Here is a 16,277-nt window from a genome sequence, read left to right as displayed (position 1 = left end):
ATAGTAACAGATGTGTGGATTTTAAAGAATGTACCGGCTGAGGTCTTCGTCCTTTACAATACTTTGAAGGTGATCCCGCACATACTTCGCGTTAATCACGACCTCTTTTTCCTGAAGATCTTGTGCTTCAAACGAGACATCTTCCAATAACCGTTCCACGATGGTGAAGAGCCGTCGTGCGCCGATGTTTTCGGTTCGGTCATTCACCTGCACAGCAGTTGCCGCAATTTCTTCGATCCCGTCTTTGGTAAATTCCAACGCGATCCCTTCGGTGCTCAGTAACGCGTGATATTGTTTGACCAGGGCATTTTTGGGCTCGGTTAAAATTCGAATGAGGTCATCCTTCGTGAGGGGCTCCAGTTCTACACGGATAGGAAACCGGCCTTGTAATTCCGGAATTAAGTCCGAGGGTTTGGCCACGTGAAATGCTCCCGCGGCAATAAATAGAATATGATCTGTCTTGACCGGCCCATGCTTCGTGTTGACCGTCGATCCTTCCACGATCGGGAGGAGGTCCCGTTGCACCCCTTCCCGGGAAATGTCGGGGCCTGTGTGTTTCTCCCGTCCGGCAATTTTGTCAATTTCGTCCAAAAAGACAATGCCCGATTGTTCTGTGCGGGTAATGGCCTCCTTGGTGACTTCTTCCATGTCAATAAGTTTTTGCGCTTCTTCCTGGGCCATGAATTTCAGGGCTTCTGAGACTTTCATTCGGCGATTTTTCTTTTTTCCCGGCATCATGCCGCCGAGCATATCGCGGAGGTTGTGCTCAAGATCTTCCATTCCCCCGATATTGGAAATGATACCAACCGGAAGCCCTCCTCGTTCTTTAATTTCTATTTCCACCATCCGATTATCCAGTTTGCCCTCGCGCAGTTGGAGTCGCAGTTTTGAGCGGGTGGAGTCCTGTTGATCCTGTTTTTGTTGTGTAGGAGCGGCTGATGACTCCTCAGTGTTCTCAAACGAGGGGCTCGACGGCGAGGGTGGAAGCAGCATATCCAAGACCCGCTCTTCGGCCATTTCTTCAGCCTTTTTTTGAACCTTTTCCAGATAGGCCGTCTTGACCATATTAATGGATAGATCGGTGAGGTCACGAATCAGAGATTCTACGTCCCTCCCGACGTACCCTACCTCCGTAAATTTGGAAGCCTCAACTTTAATAAACGGCGCATCTGCTAATTTTGAGACTCGTCGGGAAATCTCTGTTTTTCCGACCCCTGTAGGGCCAATCATGATGATATTTTTCGGGACGATTTCATCCCGGAGTTCCGGGCTGAGCTGTTGGCGCCGCCAGCGGTTTCGTAAGGCGATCGCGACCATGCGCTTGGCGTCCCCTTGTCCAATGACGTAACGGTCTAACTCCTCTACGATTTGGCGTGGGGTGAGGGAGTCCAGATTTTTGGGTGTTGGTGAAGTTCCTTGTTCCATACGTTATGACGATAACTCCTCAATAACAATGTGATGGTTGGTATAAATGTCGATTCCGGCGGCGATTTGCATGCTTTGTTGGACAACCTGTGACGGTTGCAGTTCGGTGTGAGCCAGGAGGGCACGAGCCGCAGATAACGCGTAAGGTCCCCCTGATCCAATGGCCAAAATCCCGTCTTCCGGTTCGACCACATCACCTGTGCCGGTAATAAGAAATGAATGCTCGCGGTCGGCCACCGCTAAAAGCGCTTCTAATCGTCGAAGGACCCGGTCGGTTCGCCAATCCTTCGCCAGTTCAACGGCGGCTCGGGTCAGATTCCCTCGATACTCTTCCAGCTTTGCGTCGAATTTTTCGAATAAGGTAAACGCATCCGCGGTGGCCCCGGCAAAGCCAGTGAGTACTTTGTCTTGATGCATTTTCCGGAGTTTCTTGGCGTTACTTTTCATAATGGTGCTGCCGACGGTGACTTGGCCATCACAGCCCATGGCCACTGTAGGCCCCTTGCGTACGCATAGAATCGTCGTGGATCGAATCTTCATTGTTTGAGAGGGTCTCCTTCTGGGGGTATAGAATGAGAAGAGCCGGATCGGGGGTGTGCCCGGTCATAAACGGCCATGAGTTGGTCAGTTGCCACATGGGTGTATTTTTGGGTTGTGGCGAGCGAGGCATGGCCCAAGAGTTCCTGGATTGCCCGCAGGTCGGCTCCTTCATCGAGGAGGTGGGTGGCAAAGGAATGTCGTAGAGTATGGGGAGTGACCGTCTTAGTGAAACGGTGTTCGGTCTCTTGCTTCATCATGCGTTCCACGCTTCGAGCGGTCAACCGTCCTCCTCGAGCATTGAGAAAAAGAGGTTGCGATCCTGTGTAGGAAGCCCATGGGGCCGATGTTCCTGTTTGTACAATCTTGTTCTTGTGGGGCGGATGACGTTGATATTCCAAGATGGCATCAGCAGCGACTGTGCCAATAGGCACTATTCGCTCTTTCTTCCCTTTTCCCCGCAGTCGGATCGAGCGGGATTCCAGATCCACATCCGCCCAATTCAACCCCACTAATTCTGATACCCGAGCCCCGCTTGCATACAAAGTTTCTAAAATGGCGTGGTTTCTCAACTCAATCCATTGCTGGGATGCTGACGAGTCTAATAGGGTGTTGGCTTCGTCCTTGGTGAGGACGGTGGGAAGACGTGTCCCTTGTCGAGGAGAACGAACCGTGGATGCTGGATTACGGGAAATCCGTCCGTCTTCAACCAAAAAACGAAAAAAACTTTTGAGGCAAGCCAGTTTTCTGGCAAGTGATGTTTTTTTTAACCCTTGATCGCTGAGGCTCTTGAGGTAGGATCGAATATGGAGTGAGTCAATGACACCAGGCTCTGAAAGATCGTTCCCGGAAAGCGTGTTTCGAATGTGCGACATGAATTGCTTGAGGTCGGACTGATAACTTCGGCGTGTTTCAGGCGAAACTCCCCGTTCCAATTGAAGATACATTACGAAAGCTCGGATTGCGTCATCCATGCTTTGAAATGGGTAGTGGCCCGTTCTTGGATGAGTTGTCGTTTTTTCTGTTTGTCTCGCACCGGCGTATCAAGTGGCGGGTATAGCCCAAAATTTGAGTTAATTGGTTGAAAGTACTTAGGCTCACAAGTCGTAATGTAATGGAGTAGGGCTCCATGGGCGGTTGAGGGCGGTGGGGTGACTGGAGCACGCCCTGATAGGATGCGAGCGGCATTGATTCCGGCTATCCCTCCACTGGCTGCAGCTTCCACATAACCTTCTACCCCAACCAATTGTCCAGCAAAAAAGATGCGTGGCTGTTTTTTCACCTGCAAGGTGTTTTGTAAGAGGATTGGTGCATTAATGTACGTATTTCGATGGATGCTTCCGCATCGCAAAAATTCTGCCTGCTCCAATCCAGGGATCATTCTGAAGATTCGGCGTTGTTCCGGGTAGGTGAGCTTGGTTTGAAACCCTACCAGATTATAGCAGGAGCCATGAGCGTTTTCTGGACGTAATTGTAACACAGCATAGGGTCGTTGGCCGGTTTTGGGATCAATTAATCCCACAGGCTTGAGGGGACCAAACAATAAGGTTTGGCGACCACGGTCGGCCATGACCTCAATCGGGAGGCACCCTTCAAAATACGGGACGTTCTCGAAAGACTTTGGCTGGACGCGTTCAGCTTCGATCAATGCGTTATAGAAAGCGTTATAGGTTTCTTCGTCCATAGGACAATTCACGTAATCCGCCGTTCCCTTTTCATATCGTGACGCCATAAAGGTCCGGTCTGTGTTGAGTGAATCCGCATCCACGATTGGTGAGATGGCGTCGAAGAAAAACAGGTTTTTCGATTGAGTGAACTGGATGATAGCCTCGGACAATTTTGGTGAGGTCAAAGGGCCGGTGGCAATTATGCACAGCGCATCTTCGGGAATTTCATGGATCTCTTCTCGAAGAATTTTGATATTCGGGTGTTCGGCTAATGCCCGGGTCACCTTGGAGGCAAATTGGTCTCTATCCACCGCTAATGCCGTTCCTGCAGGGGTCCGCACCTCGTCGGCAATTCGGATGATCAAGGAGTCCAATTGCCGCATTTCCTCTTTCAACATTCCAGGAGCACTGAGAGGATCATTCGACCCCAAAGAGTTTGAGCAGACAATCTCGGCCAGGTGTTCCGTCTTATGTGCGGCTGTTTCTTCCTTAGGCCGCATTTCATACAGGGTTACTCTGGCTCCAGAGTTGGCCGCCTGCCAAGCCGCTTCCGATCCGGCCAGGCCGCCTCCGATAATAACAAGGTCTGTTCTCATGATTGTGTGAGGGTGATAGTGGCCAAAGGCGCTGAGACAGTATTAAGGAACGAATTCTAAGAATTGCCGGAAAAAGGTGTCAACCTTCACACGAGTAACACCGACCCGTCAAGGCTTGAATAACACGTTGATGAATGTCTGGAGTACTTCCGACCAACCCATGAAGATTGCGAAAATTATTCAGTCCATATTGAATGAGTTTCCCGTGGATATCGGTAAAACACCCGCCGGCTCCTCGCAAAATGGCTTCAGGCGCACAGGCATCCCATGCCTTGGTATACGGTCCCGGTTCAAGGTAGAGGTCAGCTTTTCCTTGGGCAATCTGGCCAATTTTCAATCCCACGCTTCCTAACTGTTGTTCATTATGGATGGGCAATGATTGTTGAATGATAGAAAGATCTGGGGATCGATGGGATCGAGAGGTGACTAGCGAGAGGTTAGTGGGGCATTTGGATACGAGAGCTGAGAGTTTTTGGCGGACCCCATTGTGTTCCATCCAAGCCGTTTGATCCGTCAGGCCGGCATAGAGGTGGTCACGGGTAGGCCAGTAGACAACGCCAAGTTTGCTGCGAGCATCAATGGTCAGTCCGATCATGATAGAAAACTCCCCGTTGCGTGCAATAAACTCTTTCGTTCCATCCAGGGGGTCTATGTACCAGACTCGGCCTGTCGTCAAAGATTGGGAGGGGAGGGGGCTTTCCTCCGCCACGATCGAATCCTGTGGGAAATGGGTGTGTAATTCATCTACGATAAGGGCATTGGCTTCTTGATCGGCCTTGGTGACGGGATCGTCGATGCCTTTGTACATGACCGCAAAATCATTTTGGTAAATGTTCATGATAACCTGCCCTGCCTTCCGGGCCAGATAAGAGGCGATTTCAATTTCATGAGAAAAATCCGGCATGGCTTTCTCCGGTGAAAGAAGGGGATTCAGGAAACCGATAAGATTAAGAGATGTAGAGAAGAAAAAGAGTTTTTCTCCCACCCACTGCCTGAAAAATTTATGATTCCAATTGCCATTATTCTGTTGATATTAATCATGATTTTCATGGCGACGTATTTGCCAAAATTGCGTCGTTTTCTGGGAATAATCCTGATAATGATGTTTGGAGTTATCGGGTTCATTATTTGGCAGGATACCCAGGAACGGGAGTTGGAATTTCAGCGGATTCCTCCAAGCCAGGCACAACTTTCTCAAATGGAAGTTCGACCCGGACTGAACTCCAGGTCGTTTGTGGTGACCGGGAGGCTTGAAAATTCAGCTCAAATCTATACCATAATATCTGTAACTATCCAGGCTACGATTGAGGACTGCCATGTGTCAGAATGTGAAATCGTTGGGCAAGAGGCCGCAGAGATCTCTTTGGAAATTCCTCCGAACCAGGCGAGAGATTTTTCTCTGACCATGCCTTTCCCCACGATTCCAAAAATAATTGGAGAAGCGAGGTGGCGGTATGCCATTTTGAAAGTCAGAGCCAGATAGACCATGTTTGACTGCGGTCGGTTTTCTCTCTCCTCGTTTTTTCTACTAGGTCTTTTCTATTTCAAACCAATGAAAAGGTTGACAGCCATGAGGCCTCACACCTTAAGAAATCGATTTTTCCGTCTGATATCAACATTATTCAAATTGACAATATTTATAGCGCCTTCTTATACTAGGCTAGGTTATTTAGGAAAATTTTGATTCATAGGGCAAAAGACTCATAGATATATTCTCAAAAAGTCCAATATTTTGGACAGGTGGGTCTTTTTCGATCTTGAGATTTGTTTATTGCCTTCTTACAGTAAGTAAGTGGAGCGGATAGTATTTGTCCAATTTTTTTTAAAGGGAGACATGAGGGTACGATGACAACTTCTTATAGGGTAATGCCGGGCCCCGAACATTTTTTGCCACCGTCTGCGGCCTCAATGGGGATTAGGCTTCCCGATCCAGGACAAGGACATATTCATGGTAGCATAGTTTCCGAAGAGGAAGCGTTGGAGGAGGCGGCCAGGCAGTTTCTTTCGGCAAAAGTGCCCACGATTTTTCCTGGACCATTGGTTCTTTGGGCATGGAATGACAAGGCCGCCAAGAAGGCCAAAGCAATCCGTCATCTGTATGAAACCATCAAAGAATGTGTGGATTCCTCTTGCCAACATGCCATGTTGATTCCCATGCCGGACTATAGACCGAAATATCCTAAAATTAATCCTGAAATCGAAATAAATCCAAACCACCCAAATTTGACTATCTGGCATAATAAAATTGATGCCTGCATGTTTGTGGGCGTTCATTGCCATCAGGCCAATCTTTCTCTCAAGATCATTCGTGGTGGCACGAACTGCTACACGATTGCCATGTGTGCTCAGGCTGGCCATGAAGATGCGATGGTATCCGTTCGTGATGCGACAGCCGATAAGATAATCAGACTGGCGGATTGGGTGAAAAAATTGAAGGGATCAGTCGCCCCTCCAGAGAAAAATTGAGTGTAATTGTTCTGGTTTTTCATCATACATGAAAAAGATGAGAGATGAATGACTTGTTCTGAGTAAACTTTCATCTATAAATTTTCATTTCATCGTTTAAGACAATCGGAAGTCTTTCACCCTGAAGCAGACAAAGGAGGTCAAAATCATGGCCGCTCAAGCTTCTTTCATTGGACAAAAAAACAAAAAAGAGCAGGTGTATACCGATCCTTGGCACATGATGAATGAGGCGCCAAGAACACCGTCTTTCTTTACAGGAAGTGAAGTCATTAAAGAGGCCGTACGGCGAGCCTCCTGTGACATTATGGTCGCGTATCCCATTACCCCTCAAAGTGAAGCTGCTGCCTTGTGCGGCGAGCTCTTTGCGGAAGGCTATATTGGTGATTATTTCCGAGGGGAAAGCGAATTTGCCGTCATGTCTCAATGCGCGGGTGCCGCTTTCGGTGGCGCCAGAGTATTTACCACCACGGCCGGACCAGGCACCATGCGTGCCATGGAAAACTTCCCCATGTGGGCTGGAGCAAGGTTACCTATTCAGATGATTGTGACCTGTCGGGGTATCAACTCTCCCCTCTCCATTCAGCCGGATACTCTAGAAATTTCATATTTAATGCAAACAGGCATGCTGGTGTGGCATGCGGAAACCGCCCAAGATTTTTATGACTGGATCCTCAAGGGCTACATGGTATCGGAAGAACCTGATGTCCATCTTCCACTGGCCTTGTGCTGCGATGGCTTTTTTGTGACCCATACGAAAGATATGGTAGATCTGACTCCCGTGGACATGTGCTTGCCACCGTACGATCCCTACCGGTCACCGGTTCCGTGTATGGATATGGAATGTCCTCCTGTTCGCATGATGCGAGATCCTTTTGTAATGAAAAGTAACTATATTAGTTATGCCACCCATGCGAGCTGGCAGCAGGAGGTATGGGCCGCTGTTGAGCGGTCGAGGAAGCACACCATCCGTTGGATGGATGGACTGATTGACACCGAAAATACCGATGCGGATGTGATTGTGGTGGCCTCTGGAACCGCGGTTTCGCAAAGCCGTGAGGCCATCGCGATATTAGAAGAGGAAGGGATTAGAGTCGGTTTGGTGAAGGTTAAAACCTTGCGGCCATGGCCTGGAGAGGAGATCAGGGAGGCCACCAAGCATGCCAAGCACATTATTATTCCTGAATTTAATGTCATTGGATGGTTAGCCCGTGAAGTGAGCGCAACGGTTCCCAATAATGAACGGGTTCATGCGGGTCCCCATGTGTGTGGCGGAATGACCATGCCGCCTGAAATCATCGCCGCGGAAATCAAAACTGTATTAGGAGTCAAGGCACCTTCGTTGGCTGGGCGTGGGGGTTGATGCAACAACGGTAAGCACTCGGTGAAAGTGTGGCTTTCAAGCAGATCACGATTATAAGGAGAAACTCATGAGTAAAGAACGAATAAAAATCGCAGAAGAGTTGTTTGACATCATGCCCGCTGAGTACCAGGATCTGGTCAAACGGGCGACGTATGGGAATGAACAACGAGGATGGAAAGATATCGGTAACGCGAAGGAACTCATTGAAGAGCACTCTCTTTGCGCCGGATGTCCGGAGTCCATGGCCTTTCGTTATATCCTCGCGTCTTTGCCGAATCCAGAGGATACTGTCATGGTGGGCTCAACCGGATGTACCAGCTTGGTATTTCCACATGTGGCGGTACACAATATTCATTCATTGTTCGGCAATCAAAATGCTATTGCGTCAGGGTTAAAACGGGCGTTGACGGTTCGTTTTCCTGATCGTCATAAAGACGTCGTGGTGTTAGCAGGCGACGGGGCTACGGTAGATATTGGCTTAGACATGACCTTGCAGGCCTGGTTCCGCCAGGAAAAATTTACCACCATTTGTTTCGATAACGAGCTGTATGCCAATACAGGTGGTCAAGAGAGTGGGCTTATGCAAAAGGGTTTTGTTGCCAAGATGGCCCCAGTAGGCAAAACCTTTGAAAAAGTTCGCCTTCCAGAAATTGCCAGGGAGTCCGGCTGCCACTATGTGGTGAATTGCACGGTCAGCAAACCAAATCTCATTGAAAAAGTGATAAAAAATGCTGTGCATATTGCGCGGGAAATTGGACCGACTTATCTCCAATTGTATACGCCATGTATTTTGGAAATTGGGAAAAACAGCATGGAAGGCTTGCAGGAAATGCGTGATTCTGAAAAGCCAACGGAACGGTTTGCCTATAAAGAGTATGTAAGCGAACCGGCTAAGGAATTATTGGCCGAATTGGCTGCGAAGGAAAAAGAACGAAAAGCTGAAGCCAAAAAGCAACTCGCCGGCCAAACGGCATAAACGGAGAGACATGTGAGAGGAGCTAATCCATGATTATACGTAGAATCAATATCCGAATGTCAGGTCTGGGAGGGCAGGGTGCCGTGACTGCGGCTCATGTTATGGCTATGGCTGCAGCGAAAGATGGAAAGTTTGCCATTTCGAATCCATTTTTTGGGGCCGAAAAGCGTATGGCTCCGGCCGAAAGTTATTGTCGAATCGGACTCCGAAAAATTTACGATAGAGGCGAGCTTGTGTTTCCAGATGTGATCCAAGTGTTTCATCCTCAAGTCATTACGATGGGGAAGAGTTATACGATGCCATTTTATTCAGGGATTAAAGAGGGTGGGCTTGTAATCATCAACACTGACATGCCTCTCTTGTCCGATGAAGACGTGAAACGACTCAAAGATCTGAATGTAGCGGTCTTCAATATTCCAGGGACGAATATTGCCTTAGAAATCGCCGGGACCGAATTGGCAACGAACATGACCATGATTGGTTCCGTAGCCGGGATCACCAAGTGTGTCTCCATGAATGGATTGGACCTGGCTTTACAGGAACGATTTGGGAAAAAATTCGTGGCCTCCGGTGGTACGGCAACTCTGGACGAAGCCATTAAGAAGAAGTTTGCGAAAAAAGAAATGTTGTTAAAAAAGAATCTCGATACGGTAGCCCGATCCTATGAAATAGCAGCAGAATGGGCAGAGAAAAACAACGTGGAATTGATGGTCGGAGAAGCCACGGCCGCATAAATACCGAGAACCTCAGCGAAGGAAAGAGATAGATAGATGTATAATGTTGCCCAAGTGACAGATGAGAAATGTGTGGCGAAAAAAGGCTGTCGGCTTTGTATCATGTATTGTCCGGAAGCCAATTGTTTGGATCTCAATTCAGACAAAATGATAGCCGAAGTGCATATCGAGCGGTGCAAGGGTTGTGAGCTGTGTAAAGTCGTATGTGACGCCGCTAAACACGAAGCGATTGAAATGGTCGCCGTGAATTCAGATGGGACCTTAATGGATAAGGCTGGAGAAGCTGCGGAGTTGGGTCAAGCCTATCAGGGATAATTCAAAAAGACGAAAAGCCCTACGATCTCCGTATTGTGATTGGTCGTAGGGCTTTTTTATTTGTTTGCCGAACCGTCATCCATTAATGGATGCACAGGATGTAGGGGTAAGATTAAATGAGTACCGATTTAAATCAACAAGTGCGGACGTTGACGGAACAGATGGAAAATTTTCATCATGCGTTAGAAACAAAAGCACGAGAGATTGAAATCAGTGGGGGAGATCAGGAAGTTGTCGGTAAACTTATCAAAGGTACCGATGCGATGAAAGACAGCGCCAATATATATTTGTCCTGGGCCCGCCACTATGTGAAGTTATCCGAGGGTGGTGCGTCGGAGGCGGATGAGGGTGAAGAGGATTCTGCCGATTTTCAGTTCTAAGGCATAAAAAATCCTTAAAAGGGTCCATCGGTTCTTGAAGAAATCCGGCCGTCACGCTATGATCATCTTTTGGAAGAGAAGATTCGTACCTAATAAATATTCGTTCCTCGGTAGCTCAGTTGGTAGAGCGTTCGGCTGTTAACCGAATGGTCGCAGGTTCGAGTCCTGCCCGAGGAGCCACAATCAATAAAGCCCTATTGCAAGCTCCTTATTGCAAAGGGCTTTTCTTTGTCGTTCAGCATATTCAATGGCCAGCCGATGCAAGTTATTTTGAAACTGATGGAGGTGAATTTATTGTGTAAATTTTTTTGTTGCAGAATGAGATTATTTAGTGAGTCCATTATTGGAGTCTCCATTTCCTCTGAAGACCATTCGACCTCATTGTACGCCTTTCCCTTCAAATGCCATCCGTATTTGACCTATATGCGACGAACTCAACGTGACCAACAGACATATCTACCCTCGGATCTCATTTGGGACTGGTTTGTCAAATCGGAGTCAGAAGGCTCTTGCCGTGGCCGGCAGCTTTCTTCAGAGCCTGTCGTTCATGAAACTATTCTGCCTTGTTTTTGATTTCAGGGTAGGGGTGAAAGTACATCAGGCACAAAAGAACCCTTTCGGTTTGATCAAAGAAGAACACGGAAAAGACACGGTGCAATAGGCCGTCCCCATCATGACAGAACTCTATCCACTAAATGCCCATGACATTCTCATTTTCATCGAAGAGACTCAGCATTCTGGTTGGGAGTATGTCTTGTGAATCACACCAATTGCCTGCAGCATGCCGCGGGATCCCTTCTTTCACATTTCCAGCTTGTTCTGCTGATTTAAACCGATGCAATGCATACGCCAATTACAGATAAATTGACACTGAGCGCTCCATGACAACTTAAACCCATATTCCACTTTAACCAAAGATTCGTTTATTATGGAGAAACGAATTGACTATCTAAGGCTATCATCATGCGGTTCATCGGGATTTTCACTAGGTGGCATGTTTTCTAAGTGACCATCTTCTTAGTTTGTACCTTCTTTTTGACTGTGCCTTTCTTTTTAGCCTTGTTAGGCTTCATGGATAAAGTTTGACTTGCCACAGCTTTTTTTATTTTTGTCTTAAATTCCCCCTGATTATCGGTCATGATCTCCAAGAACTTAGAAAACTCAGCTGGCTTAATTTGGCCCAGTGGTTCAAGGCAGCCCTCCAAGGTTTTATAAAACTCAGCTTGGGATAATTTCCCATGTTCCTTGCCCCAGTTTTCGGCGTGGGCCTCCACGATTTTAAAAAATGGTTCAAAAGCCTTTTCCAATGCCATATAAAATTCCGTTTTGGCTACTTTTACCTTCCTATCATCCGGATCTTCCGGGCGGATTTTACAATTCATCTTATCGCAGAGTTCTTCTGCCACGTCTTCTAAGGTTTTATAAAAACATTCCACTCCGGCAATATAGCAATTTACCAAGCCTCCAAGACCCCTTGTCACCCCAGCAACATAACAAGCCATCGCTTTGGACCATAACTCGCACGTAACCTTAGTCATTTGTGTTGTGCATTCGACTTGCGCATCGCAACATCGGTTGAGCGCACATTGAAAGCTTTCCGAAAATGAACTCTCCTTTAGTTCGGTTTCCATGGCATTCTCCTCTCAAAAGAGATATTTTGGTTAAACCTCTCAAGCTAGAGGGACGCGTGGGGGTTCACTGGAAAACACCGTCCTACCTAGGGTCTCAAAGATCCAAAACATGAAAGCGGTTTTGGACAGATATTTATTTTTCTAGAGAAATCCTGAGCTAATCATCCACAGTTGTCAAGCAGTGTTTCCGGCAGGACCTCTCAAAGCCCCCCGTGCCGCGGTCTATTGCAAATTTACAGTGCCGGCGTACCATACGGCATACATTCCCATGCGATCCTGGTATATCCCAATATGAATCATGCTCGATATCCAATTAGGGTTTCATTTGAAATAGTACGTTTTCTCAGGAGACTTGTATCAAACAACTCCCTCAAAAACTGCACTTTTTTTCTGGTAGCACTTATTAGACTGATTGTTTAAAATTTATCCACCAGATCCTTAGCAAATTAACCTTGAGGTATGGGGGGCCCTTCAATGCGGCTCGTGGCTTCTCCCGTCTCTTATCTTCTACCAATTATACCGACCAGATTTTCTGGAGTCGTAGCGCATGGTGTGTAAATCCCATTCAAAAAGGACGCCTCATCGTAAACCAGGGTCACGGTCCCCAGACCATTCGTTCAGCTCAATTGAGCTGGTAGGTCGAAAATATGCGCTGTTACTCTTGCAGTACCAATAATCCAGACCATCTTGATGTTTGTTCTAAGTGCGGTGTATGCCTGGAGAACCGCTGTGCAGCGTGCGGGATAGCTAATTCACCTCAAGGGCAGTTTTGCCGGAGTTGCGGTAACCGTCTTGCCGAGCGTCGCCAGCTGACGGTGCTATTCTGTGACCTGGTTGGGTCAACTACGCTTGCCGAGCGCCTAGGTACGGAAGAATGGGATCTTGTTTTGCGTGCCTACTATGAAAGGTGCAGGGAAATAGTTGATCGCAATGAAGGGCATGTGGCGCATTACCTTGGGGATGGGGTCTTGGTATATTTTGGCCACCCGCATGCCCAGGAAGACGATGCGCAGCGTGCCATTCGAACAGCCTTGGCTATTCGGATGGAAGTGAAAAAATTGAAGTTCGGATTCCAGAAAGAAGGTGCCCTTGAATTGTCCGTAAGGATGGGAATCGACACCGGCGAAGTGATTGTTGGGCACGATGAAATGGCAGTGGGTGAGACACTCAACATTGCGGCACGGGTCCAGACTCTGGCAGATCCCGATACCATCGTGATGACTGCCGCAACTCATCGGCTGGTAGAACCCTACTTTACCTGCCAGGGCCTGGGAACCCATAGTCTCAAAGGCCTGGCCCGTCAGGTGCAATTGTACCGGGTTGAAGGCGAGACAGAAGTCCAAACACGAATGCAAGCCGCCGCAACGCTCGGGATCGTGCCTCTGGTTGGCAGAGACAAGGAAGCGAACTTTCTTTGGGAATGTTGGCAAAGGACCTGTTCCGGGAACGGACAGGTGGTCCTCGTTCGTGGAGAGCCTGGCATTGGTAAATCGCGCTTGATTGAAGTATTAAAATGCCATCTGGCAGGTGAAACATTTTCATTGCTGGAGTGCTACTGTTTAGCCTACGATCAACACACTGCATTTGCCCCACTCTCACACTTGCTCCGGCGGACCATTGGCTTCAAACGAGAAGATTCACCCCAGGAGAAATTATCCAAACTCCGCAAGGCAATGGAGGGCCTTGGGTTAGTCCCGGAGGACGCGATCCCATTGTTGGCGCCACTGGTCTCGCTGACGCCTGATGTCGGGTACACTCCGCGAAACGTGACTCCCCTTCGCGCACGGCAGCTTACCTTGGAAACGTTGACGACATGGCTGTTGCGAAGTACAGAGACAGCACCCGTACTGTTTATTGTTGAAGATTTACATTGGATAGACCCATCCAGTTTGGAGCTACTCGACCACCTCATGAATCAGCAGAGATTGCCCCGGATGCTTATGCTCTTAACGTATAGGCCTGAGTTCCAAGCCAAATGGCCAGCCAATGAAGGCCTGCATTCGCTGGATTTGACCCGGTTGACCCAGGAGCAGACTGTTGAGTTGGCGACCCATGTGGCTCACGGACGGACTCTACCGGACGAAGTTCTTCAGGAGATGGTGAAGCGCACAGACGGCGTGCCATTGTTTGTGGAAGAGTTAACCAAGACGATCCTGGAGTCAGGGTTCTTGAAGCCGGTCGACGGATCATACGAACTTAGTGGACCGCTCCCCGCACGAGCGATCCCGACTACCGTACAAGATTCACTCATGGCGCGGTTGGATCGACTGGGCTCCGCAAAGACCTTGGCACAACTCGGGGCAACCATCGGGCGTGATTTCCGCCACGACGTCCTCCAAAGCCTGGTGGAGAGGAGCGCTATGGATATGGAACGTGACCTGGCGCGGCTCATTGAGTCCAACTTAGTCACGCGAGACGGGGTACCGCCGCTGGCGACCTACAGTTTCAGGCACGCCCTAATCCAGGAAACGGCGTATAACTCATTGCTCCAGAGCACACGGGTGCGGCATCACGAACGAATTGCCCGCGTATTAGTTGAACGCTTCCCGGAAGTGGCCGAGAACCAACCAGAGCTCTTGGCCCAGCACTTTTCGTCCGCCGGCTGTGCCAGACAGGCTGCGACCTATTGGAAGAAAGCGGGCAGCCGGGCAATGGAGCGTTTGGCTAACAAGGAAGCCACTGGACACTTCACAGCCGGCCTCGACCTCCTCCCTCAGCTCCCCGAAGACCTATTACGCATTTCTTTAGAGCTAGAGCTACGCCTCCAGCTTGGATTGAGCATAACTGCCTCCGACGGATACGCCGTTCCACGGGTGGGGGAGGCCTATCAGCGTGCCAGAGAGCTGTGTTTCCTTCTTGGCAACAACGCAGAGTTGTATCCAGTGCTCAGAAATTTGTGCTCGTTTTACATTGTCCGTGATGATCTGAACAACGCCAGGGAACTTGCCGAGGAATGTCTGCGCCTGGGGCAGGAAACGCATCGGGACGACTATCTGATTGAGGGGTATACCATTCTTGGGTACGTCCTAACCTACATGGGAGACCTGGAGAAAGGAACTGCACTCCTTGACAAAGCTATGAAAGAGTACCGTTCCTGTAATGGAAAGCGACTGAAGTATCCGACTCCACAGGAACCGGGCGTGGCCAGTTTGTGCCTCCTGGCACTTAACCGGTGGATGTTGGGCGATTACTCAGAAGGGAGTCGATGCAATCAGGAAGCCATCGAGCTGGCAGAGGAACTCAATCGGCCCTTCGATATTGCGTATGCGCACTGTTTCGCTGCCATGTTTCACAACCTCCGGTGTGAGTTCGGGAGTGCAGGGCGTCACGCCGAGGTTACCATTGACATCTCGCAACGGCACGATTTCTTCGCATGGCTTAGCTGGGGCACCATGCAACGAGCTATTGCGATGGGGAGACAGGGCGGTGGGAAAAAAGCCATCGACCAGCTGACCGACACGCTGGCGGCGTGGCAGGCAGGGGGCGGAGAGATTGCGACATCTTATTTTTTGGGCGGACTCGCTGATGTCTATCGGGCGGCGGGAAGGGTCGAAGATGCTCTCAATACAGTCGAGAAAGCCATAGACCATGCCATGCGGCATGACGAACACTGGTATGAGTCGGTACTCTATCGTATGCGGGGAGAACTGTTGGGACTCAGAGGAACATCTACAGCGGGGGGCGCCGAGGATGATTTCAGCCGCGCCGTCGAGATCGCCCGTGTTCAGGGAGCAAAGCTGTTAGAGCTGCAAGCGGCTCTCAGACTCCATGTGCTATGTTTGGGAAAAGGCCGGCCTGAGCCCTCCTTCGCCGTGCTGAAGGCAGCTTTTAAGTCGTTACCTCCGGACGCGCTTGACATTCCAGACCTTCAGGAAGCGCGCGCGTTGCTAGACGGAGGCCGCGGCCTGTCTTAGCCGTTGCTCTCTGATCCCGAACACTATAACCTTTTGCGAATTCAGGAACTCTTTGCCCACTCTATGCGAAAATAAAGCTTGTCGTAAAAAGGAATAGCCTCAACCCATTTTTTGGGAAACCGAATGTGGAAACAGTATAACTATTGAAATGCTGGAGAAAGACAATAAGCCTTGAGCTTACCGGAATCTAGTGAAATTTAATTTTGCCAGAAGTCTCTTCTTAGCTCATCCAAAAAAGTGAGATGCCAATCGTAGGTTTTTTGCCACGTTATACCA

14 protein-coding genes and 1 tRNA gene are annotated in these 16,277 nt (G+C 48.9%); 9 read left to right on the top strand and 6 right to left on the bottom strand.

Annotated features, from left to right (window positions below; translation table 11 throughout):
* Positions 1–21: 21 nt before the first annotated feature.
* The 5 genes from hslU to PP769_RS02345 all read right to left on the bottom strand — a co-directional run bounded on the left by hslU (position 22) and on the right by PP769_RS02345 (position 5,129).
* Complete coding sequence (hslU, locus tag PP769_RS02365; RefSeq protein ID WP_312644715.1) at positions 22–1,425, bottom strand: ATP-dependent protease ATPase subunit HslU; 1,404 nt, start codon at positions 1,423–1,425, stop codon at positions 22–24.
* A 3-nt stretch (positions 1,426–1,428) separates the two neighbouring features.
* Positions 1,429–1,965: an ATP-dependent protease subunit HslV gene (gene hslV, locus PP769_RS02360; protein WP_312644713.1), complete on the bottom strand. Its 537-nt coding sequence runs from the start codon at positions 1,963–1,965 to the stop codon at positions 1,429–1,431.
* Positions 1,962–2,909 (bottom strand): site-specific tyrosine recombinase/integron integrase, encoded by a 948-nt coding sequence (gene xerA, locus PP769_RS02355; protein WP_312644711.1) that lies wholly within the window; start codon positions 2,907–2,909, stop codon positions 1,962–1,964. Before xerA ends, hslV begins: the two co-directional genes overlap by 4 nt.
* Positions 2,909–4,225 (bottom strand): methylenetetrahydrofolate--tRNA-(uracil(54)-C(5))-methyltransferase (FADH(2)-oxidizing) TrmFO, encoded by a 1,317-nt coding sequence (gene trmFO, locus PP769_RS02350; protein ID WP_312644709.1) that lies wholly within the window; start codon positions 4,223–4,225, stop codon positions 2,909–2,911. Before trmFO ends, xerA begins: the two co-directional genes overlap by 1 nt.
* Before the next feature lie 79 nt (positions 4,226–4,304).
* Entirely contained in the window at positions 4,305–5,129 is an 825-nt protein-coding gene (locus PP769_RS02345) for a 3'(2'),5'-bisphosphate nucleotidase CysQ family protein (RefSeq protein ID WP_312644707.1), read from the bottom strand.
* 99 nt (positions 5,130–5,228) lie between these two features.
* On the opposite strand from PP769_RS02345, the gene PP769_RS02340 reads away from it, so the two are divergent.
* The 8 genes from PP769_RS02340 (at position 5,229) to PP769_RS02305 (ending at position 10,636) form a co-directional block, all read left to right on the top strand.
* A complete protein-coding gene (locus PP769_RS02340; RefSeq protein ID WP_312644705.1) occupies positions 5,229–5,708 on the top strand; it encodes a hypothetical protein in 480 nt (159 codons plus the stop codon).
* Positions 5,709–6,070: 362 nt separating this feature from the next.
* Positions 6,071–6,691 carry a carbon monoxide dehydrogenase beta subunit family protein gene (locus PP769_RS02335; RefSeq protein ID WP_312644703.1) on the top strand — a complete coding sequence of 207 codons (621 nt, stop codon included), beginning with the start codon at positions 6,071–6,073 and terminating at the stop codon, positions 6,689–6,691.
* A gap of 148 nt (positions 6,692–6,839) precedes the next feature.
* Positions 6,840–8,051, top strand: coding sequence for a transketolase C-terminal domain-containing protein (locus PP769_RS02330; RefSeq protein WP_312644701.1), 1,212 nt, complete (start codon positions 6,840–6,842; stop codon positions 8,049–8,051).
* A 67-nt stretch (positions 8,052–8,118) separates the two neighbouring features.
* Entirely contained in the window at positions 8,119–9,027 is a 909-nt protein-coding gene (locus tag PP769_RS02325) for a thiamine pyrophosphate-dependent enzyme (RefSeq protein WP_312644699.1), read from the top strand.
* Positions 9,028–9,056: 29 nt separating this feature from the next.
* Entirely contained in the window at positions 9,057–9,761 is a 705-nt protein-coding gene (locus PP769_RS02320) for a 2-oxoacid:acceptor oxidoreductase family protein (protein ID WP_312644697.1), read from the top strand.
* 36 nt (positions 9,762–9,797) lie between these two features.
* Positions 9,798–10,076, top strand: a complete 279-nt coding sequence (locus PP769_RS02315; protein ID WP_312644694.1) for a pyruvate ferredoxin oxidoreductase — start codon at positions 9,798–9,800, stop codon at positions 10,074–10,076.
* Between the two features lie 116 nt (positions 10,077–10,192).
* A complete protein-coding gene (locus tag PP769_RS02310) occupies positions 10,193–10,456 on the top strand; it encodes a hypothetical protein (protein ID WP_312644692.1) in 264 nt (87 codons plus the stop codon).
* A gap of 104 nt (positions 10,457–10,560) precedes the next feature.
* Positions 10,561–10,636: transfer RNA gene (locus PP769_RS02305), tRNA-Asn, on the top strand.
* Between the two features lie 821 nt (positions 10,637–11,457).
* On the opposite strand, the gene PP769_RS02300 is transcribed toward PP769_RS02305, so the two are convergent.
* Positions 11,458–12,087, bottom strand: a complete 630-nt coding sequence (locus tag PP769_RS02300; protein ID WP_312644689.1) for a hypothetical protein — start codon at positions 12,085–12,087, stop codon at positions 11,458–11,460.
* 647 nt (positions 12,088–12,734) lie between these two features.
* Between PP769_RS02300 and PP769_RS02295 the strand changes: the two genes are divergently transcribed.
* Positions 12,735–16,001, top strand: a complete 3,267-nt coding sequence (locus PP769_RS02295; protein ID WP_312644687.1) for an adenylate/guanylate cyclase domain-containing protein — start codon at positions 12,735–12,737, stop codon at positions 15,999–16,001.
* The last annotated feature ends 276 nt before the right edge of the window (positions 16,002–16,277 follow it).

It is taken from the genome of Candidatus Nitrospira allomarina (genome assembly GCF_032050975.1).
Classification (GTDB): Bacteria; Nitrospirota; Nitrospiria; order Nitrospirales; family UBA8639; genus Nitrospira_E; species Nitrospira_E allomarina.
This window is presented reverse-complemented; position numbering and strand designations above follow the sequence as displayed.

Excerpts from the sequence above, each read along its gene's own strand:
- hslU (WP_312644715.1), bottom strand. The coding sequence starts at position 1,425 with ATGGAACAAGGAACTTCACCAACACCCAAAAATCTGGACTCCCTCACC.
- hslV (WP_312644713.1), bottom strand. The coding sequence starts at position 1,965 with ATGAAGATTCGATCCACGACGATTCTATGCGTACGCAAGGGGCCTACA.
- xerA (WP_312644711.1), bottom strand. The coding sequence starts at position 2,909 with ATGTATCTTCAATTGGAACGGGGAGTTTCGCCTGAAACACGCCGAAGT.
- trmFO (WP_312644709.1), bottom strand. The coding sequence starts at position 4,225 with ATGAGAACAGACCTTGTTATTATCGGAGGCGGCCTGGCCGGATCGGAA.
- PP769_RS02345 (WP_312644707.1), bottom strand. The coding sequence starts at position 5,129 with ATGCCGGATTTTTCTCATGAAATTGAAATCGCCTCTTATCTGGCCCGG.
- PP769_RS02340 (WP_312644705.1), top strand. The coding sequence starts at position 5,229 with ATGATTCCAATTGCCATTATTCTGTTGATATTAATCATGATTTTCATG.
- PP769_RS02335 (WP_312644703.1), top strand. The coding sequence starts at position 6,071 with ATGACAACTTCTTATAGGGTAATGCCGGGCCCCGAACATTTTTTGCCA.
- PP769_RS02330 (WP_312644701.1), top strand. The coding sequence starts at position 6,840 with ATGGCCGCTCAAGCTTCTTTCATTGGACAAAAAAACAAAAAAGAGCAG.
- PP769_RS02325 (WP_312644699.1), top strand. The coding sequence starts at position 8,119 with ATGAGTAAAGAACGAATAAAAATCGCAGAAGAGTTGTTTGACATCATG.
- PP769_RS02320 (WP_312644697.1), top strand. The coding sequence starts at position 9,057 with ATGATTATACGTAGAATCAATATCCGAATGTCAGGTCTGGGAGGGCAG.
- PP769_RS02315 (WP_312644694.1), top strand. The coding sequence starts at position 9,798 with ATGTATAATGTTGCCCAAGTGACAGATGAGAAATGTGTGGCGAAAAAA.
- PP769_RS02310 (WP_312644692.1), top strand. The coding sequence starts at position 10,193 with ATGAGTACCGATTTAAATCAACAAGTGCGGACGTTGACGGAACAGATG.
- PP769_RS02300 (WP_312644689.1), bottom strand. The coding sequence starts at position 12,087 with ATGGAAACCGAACTAAAGGAGAGTTCATTTTCGGAAAGCTTTCAATGT.
- PP769_RS02295 (WP_312644687.1), top strand. The coding sequence starts at position 12,735 with ATGCGCTGTTACTCTTGCAGTACCAATAATCCAGACCATCTTGATGTT.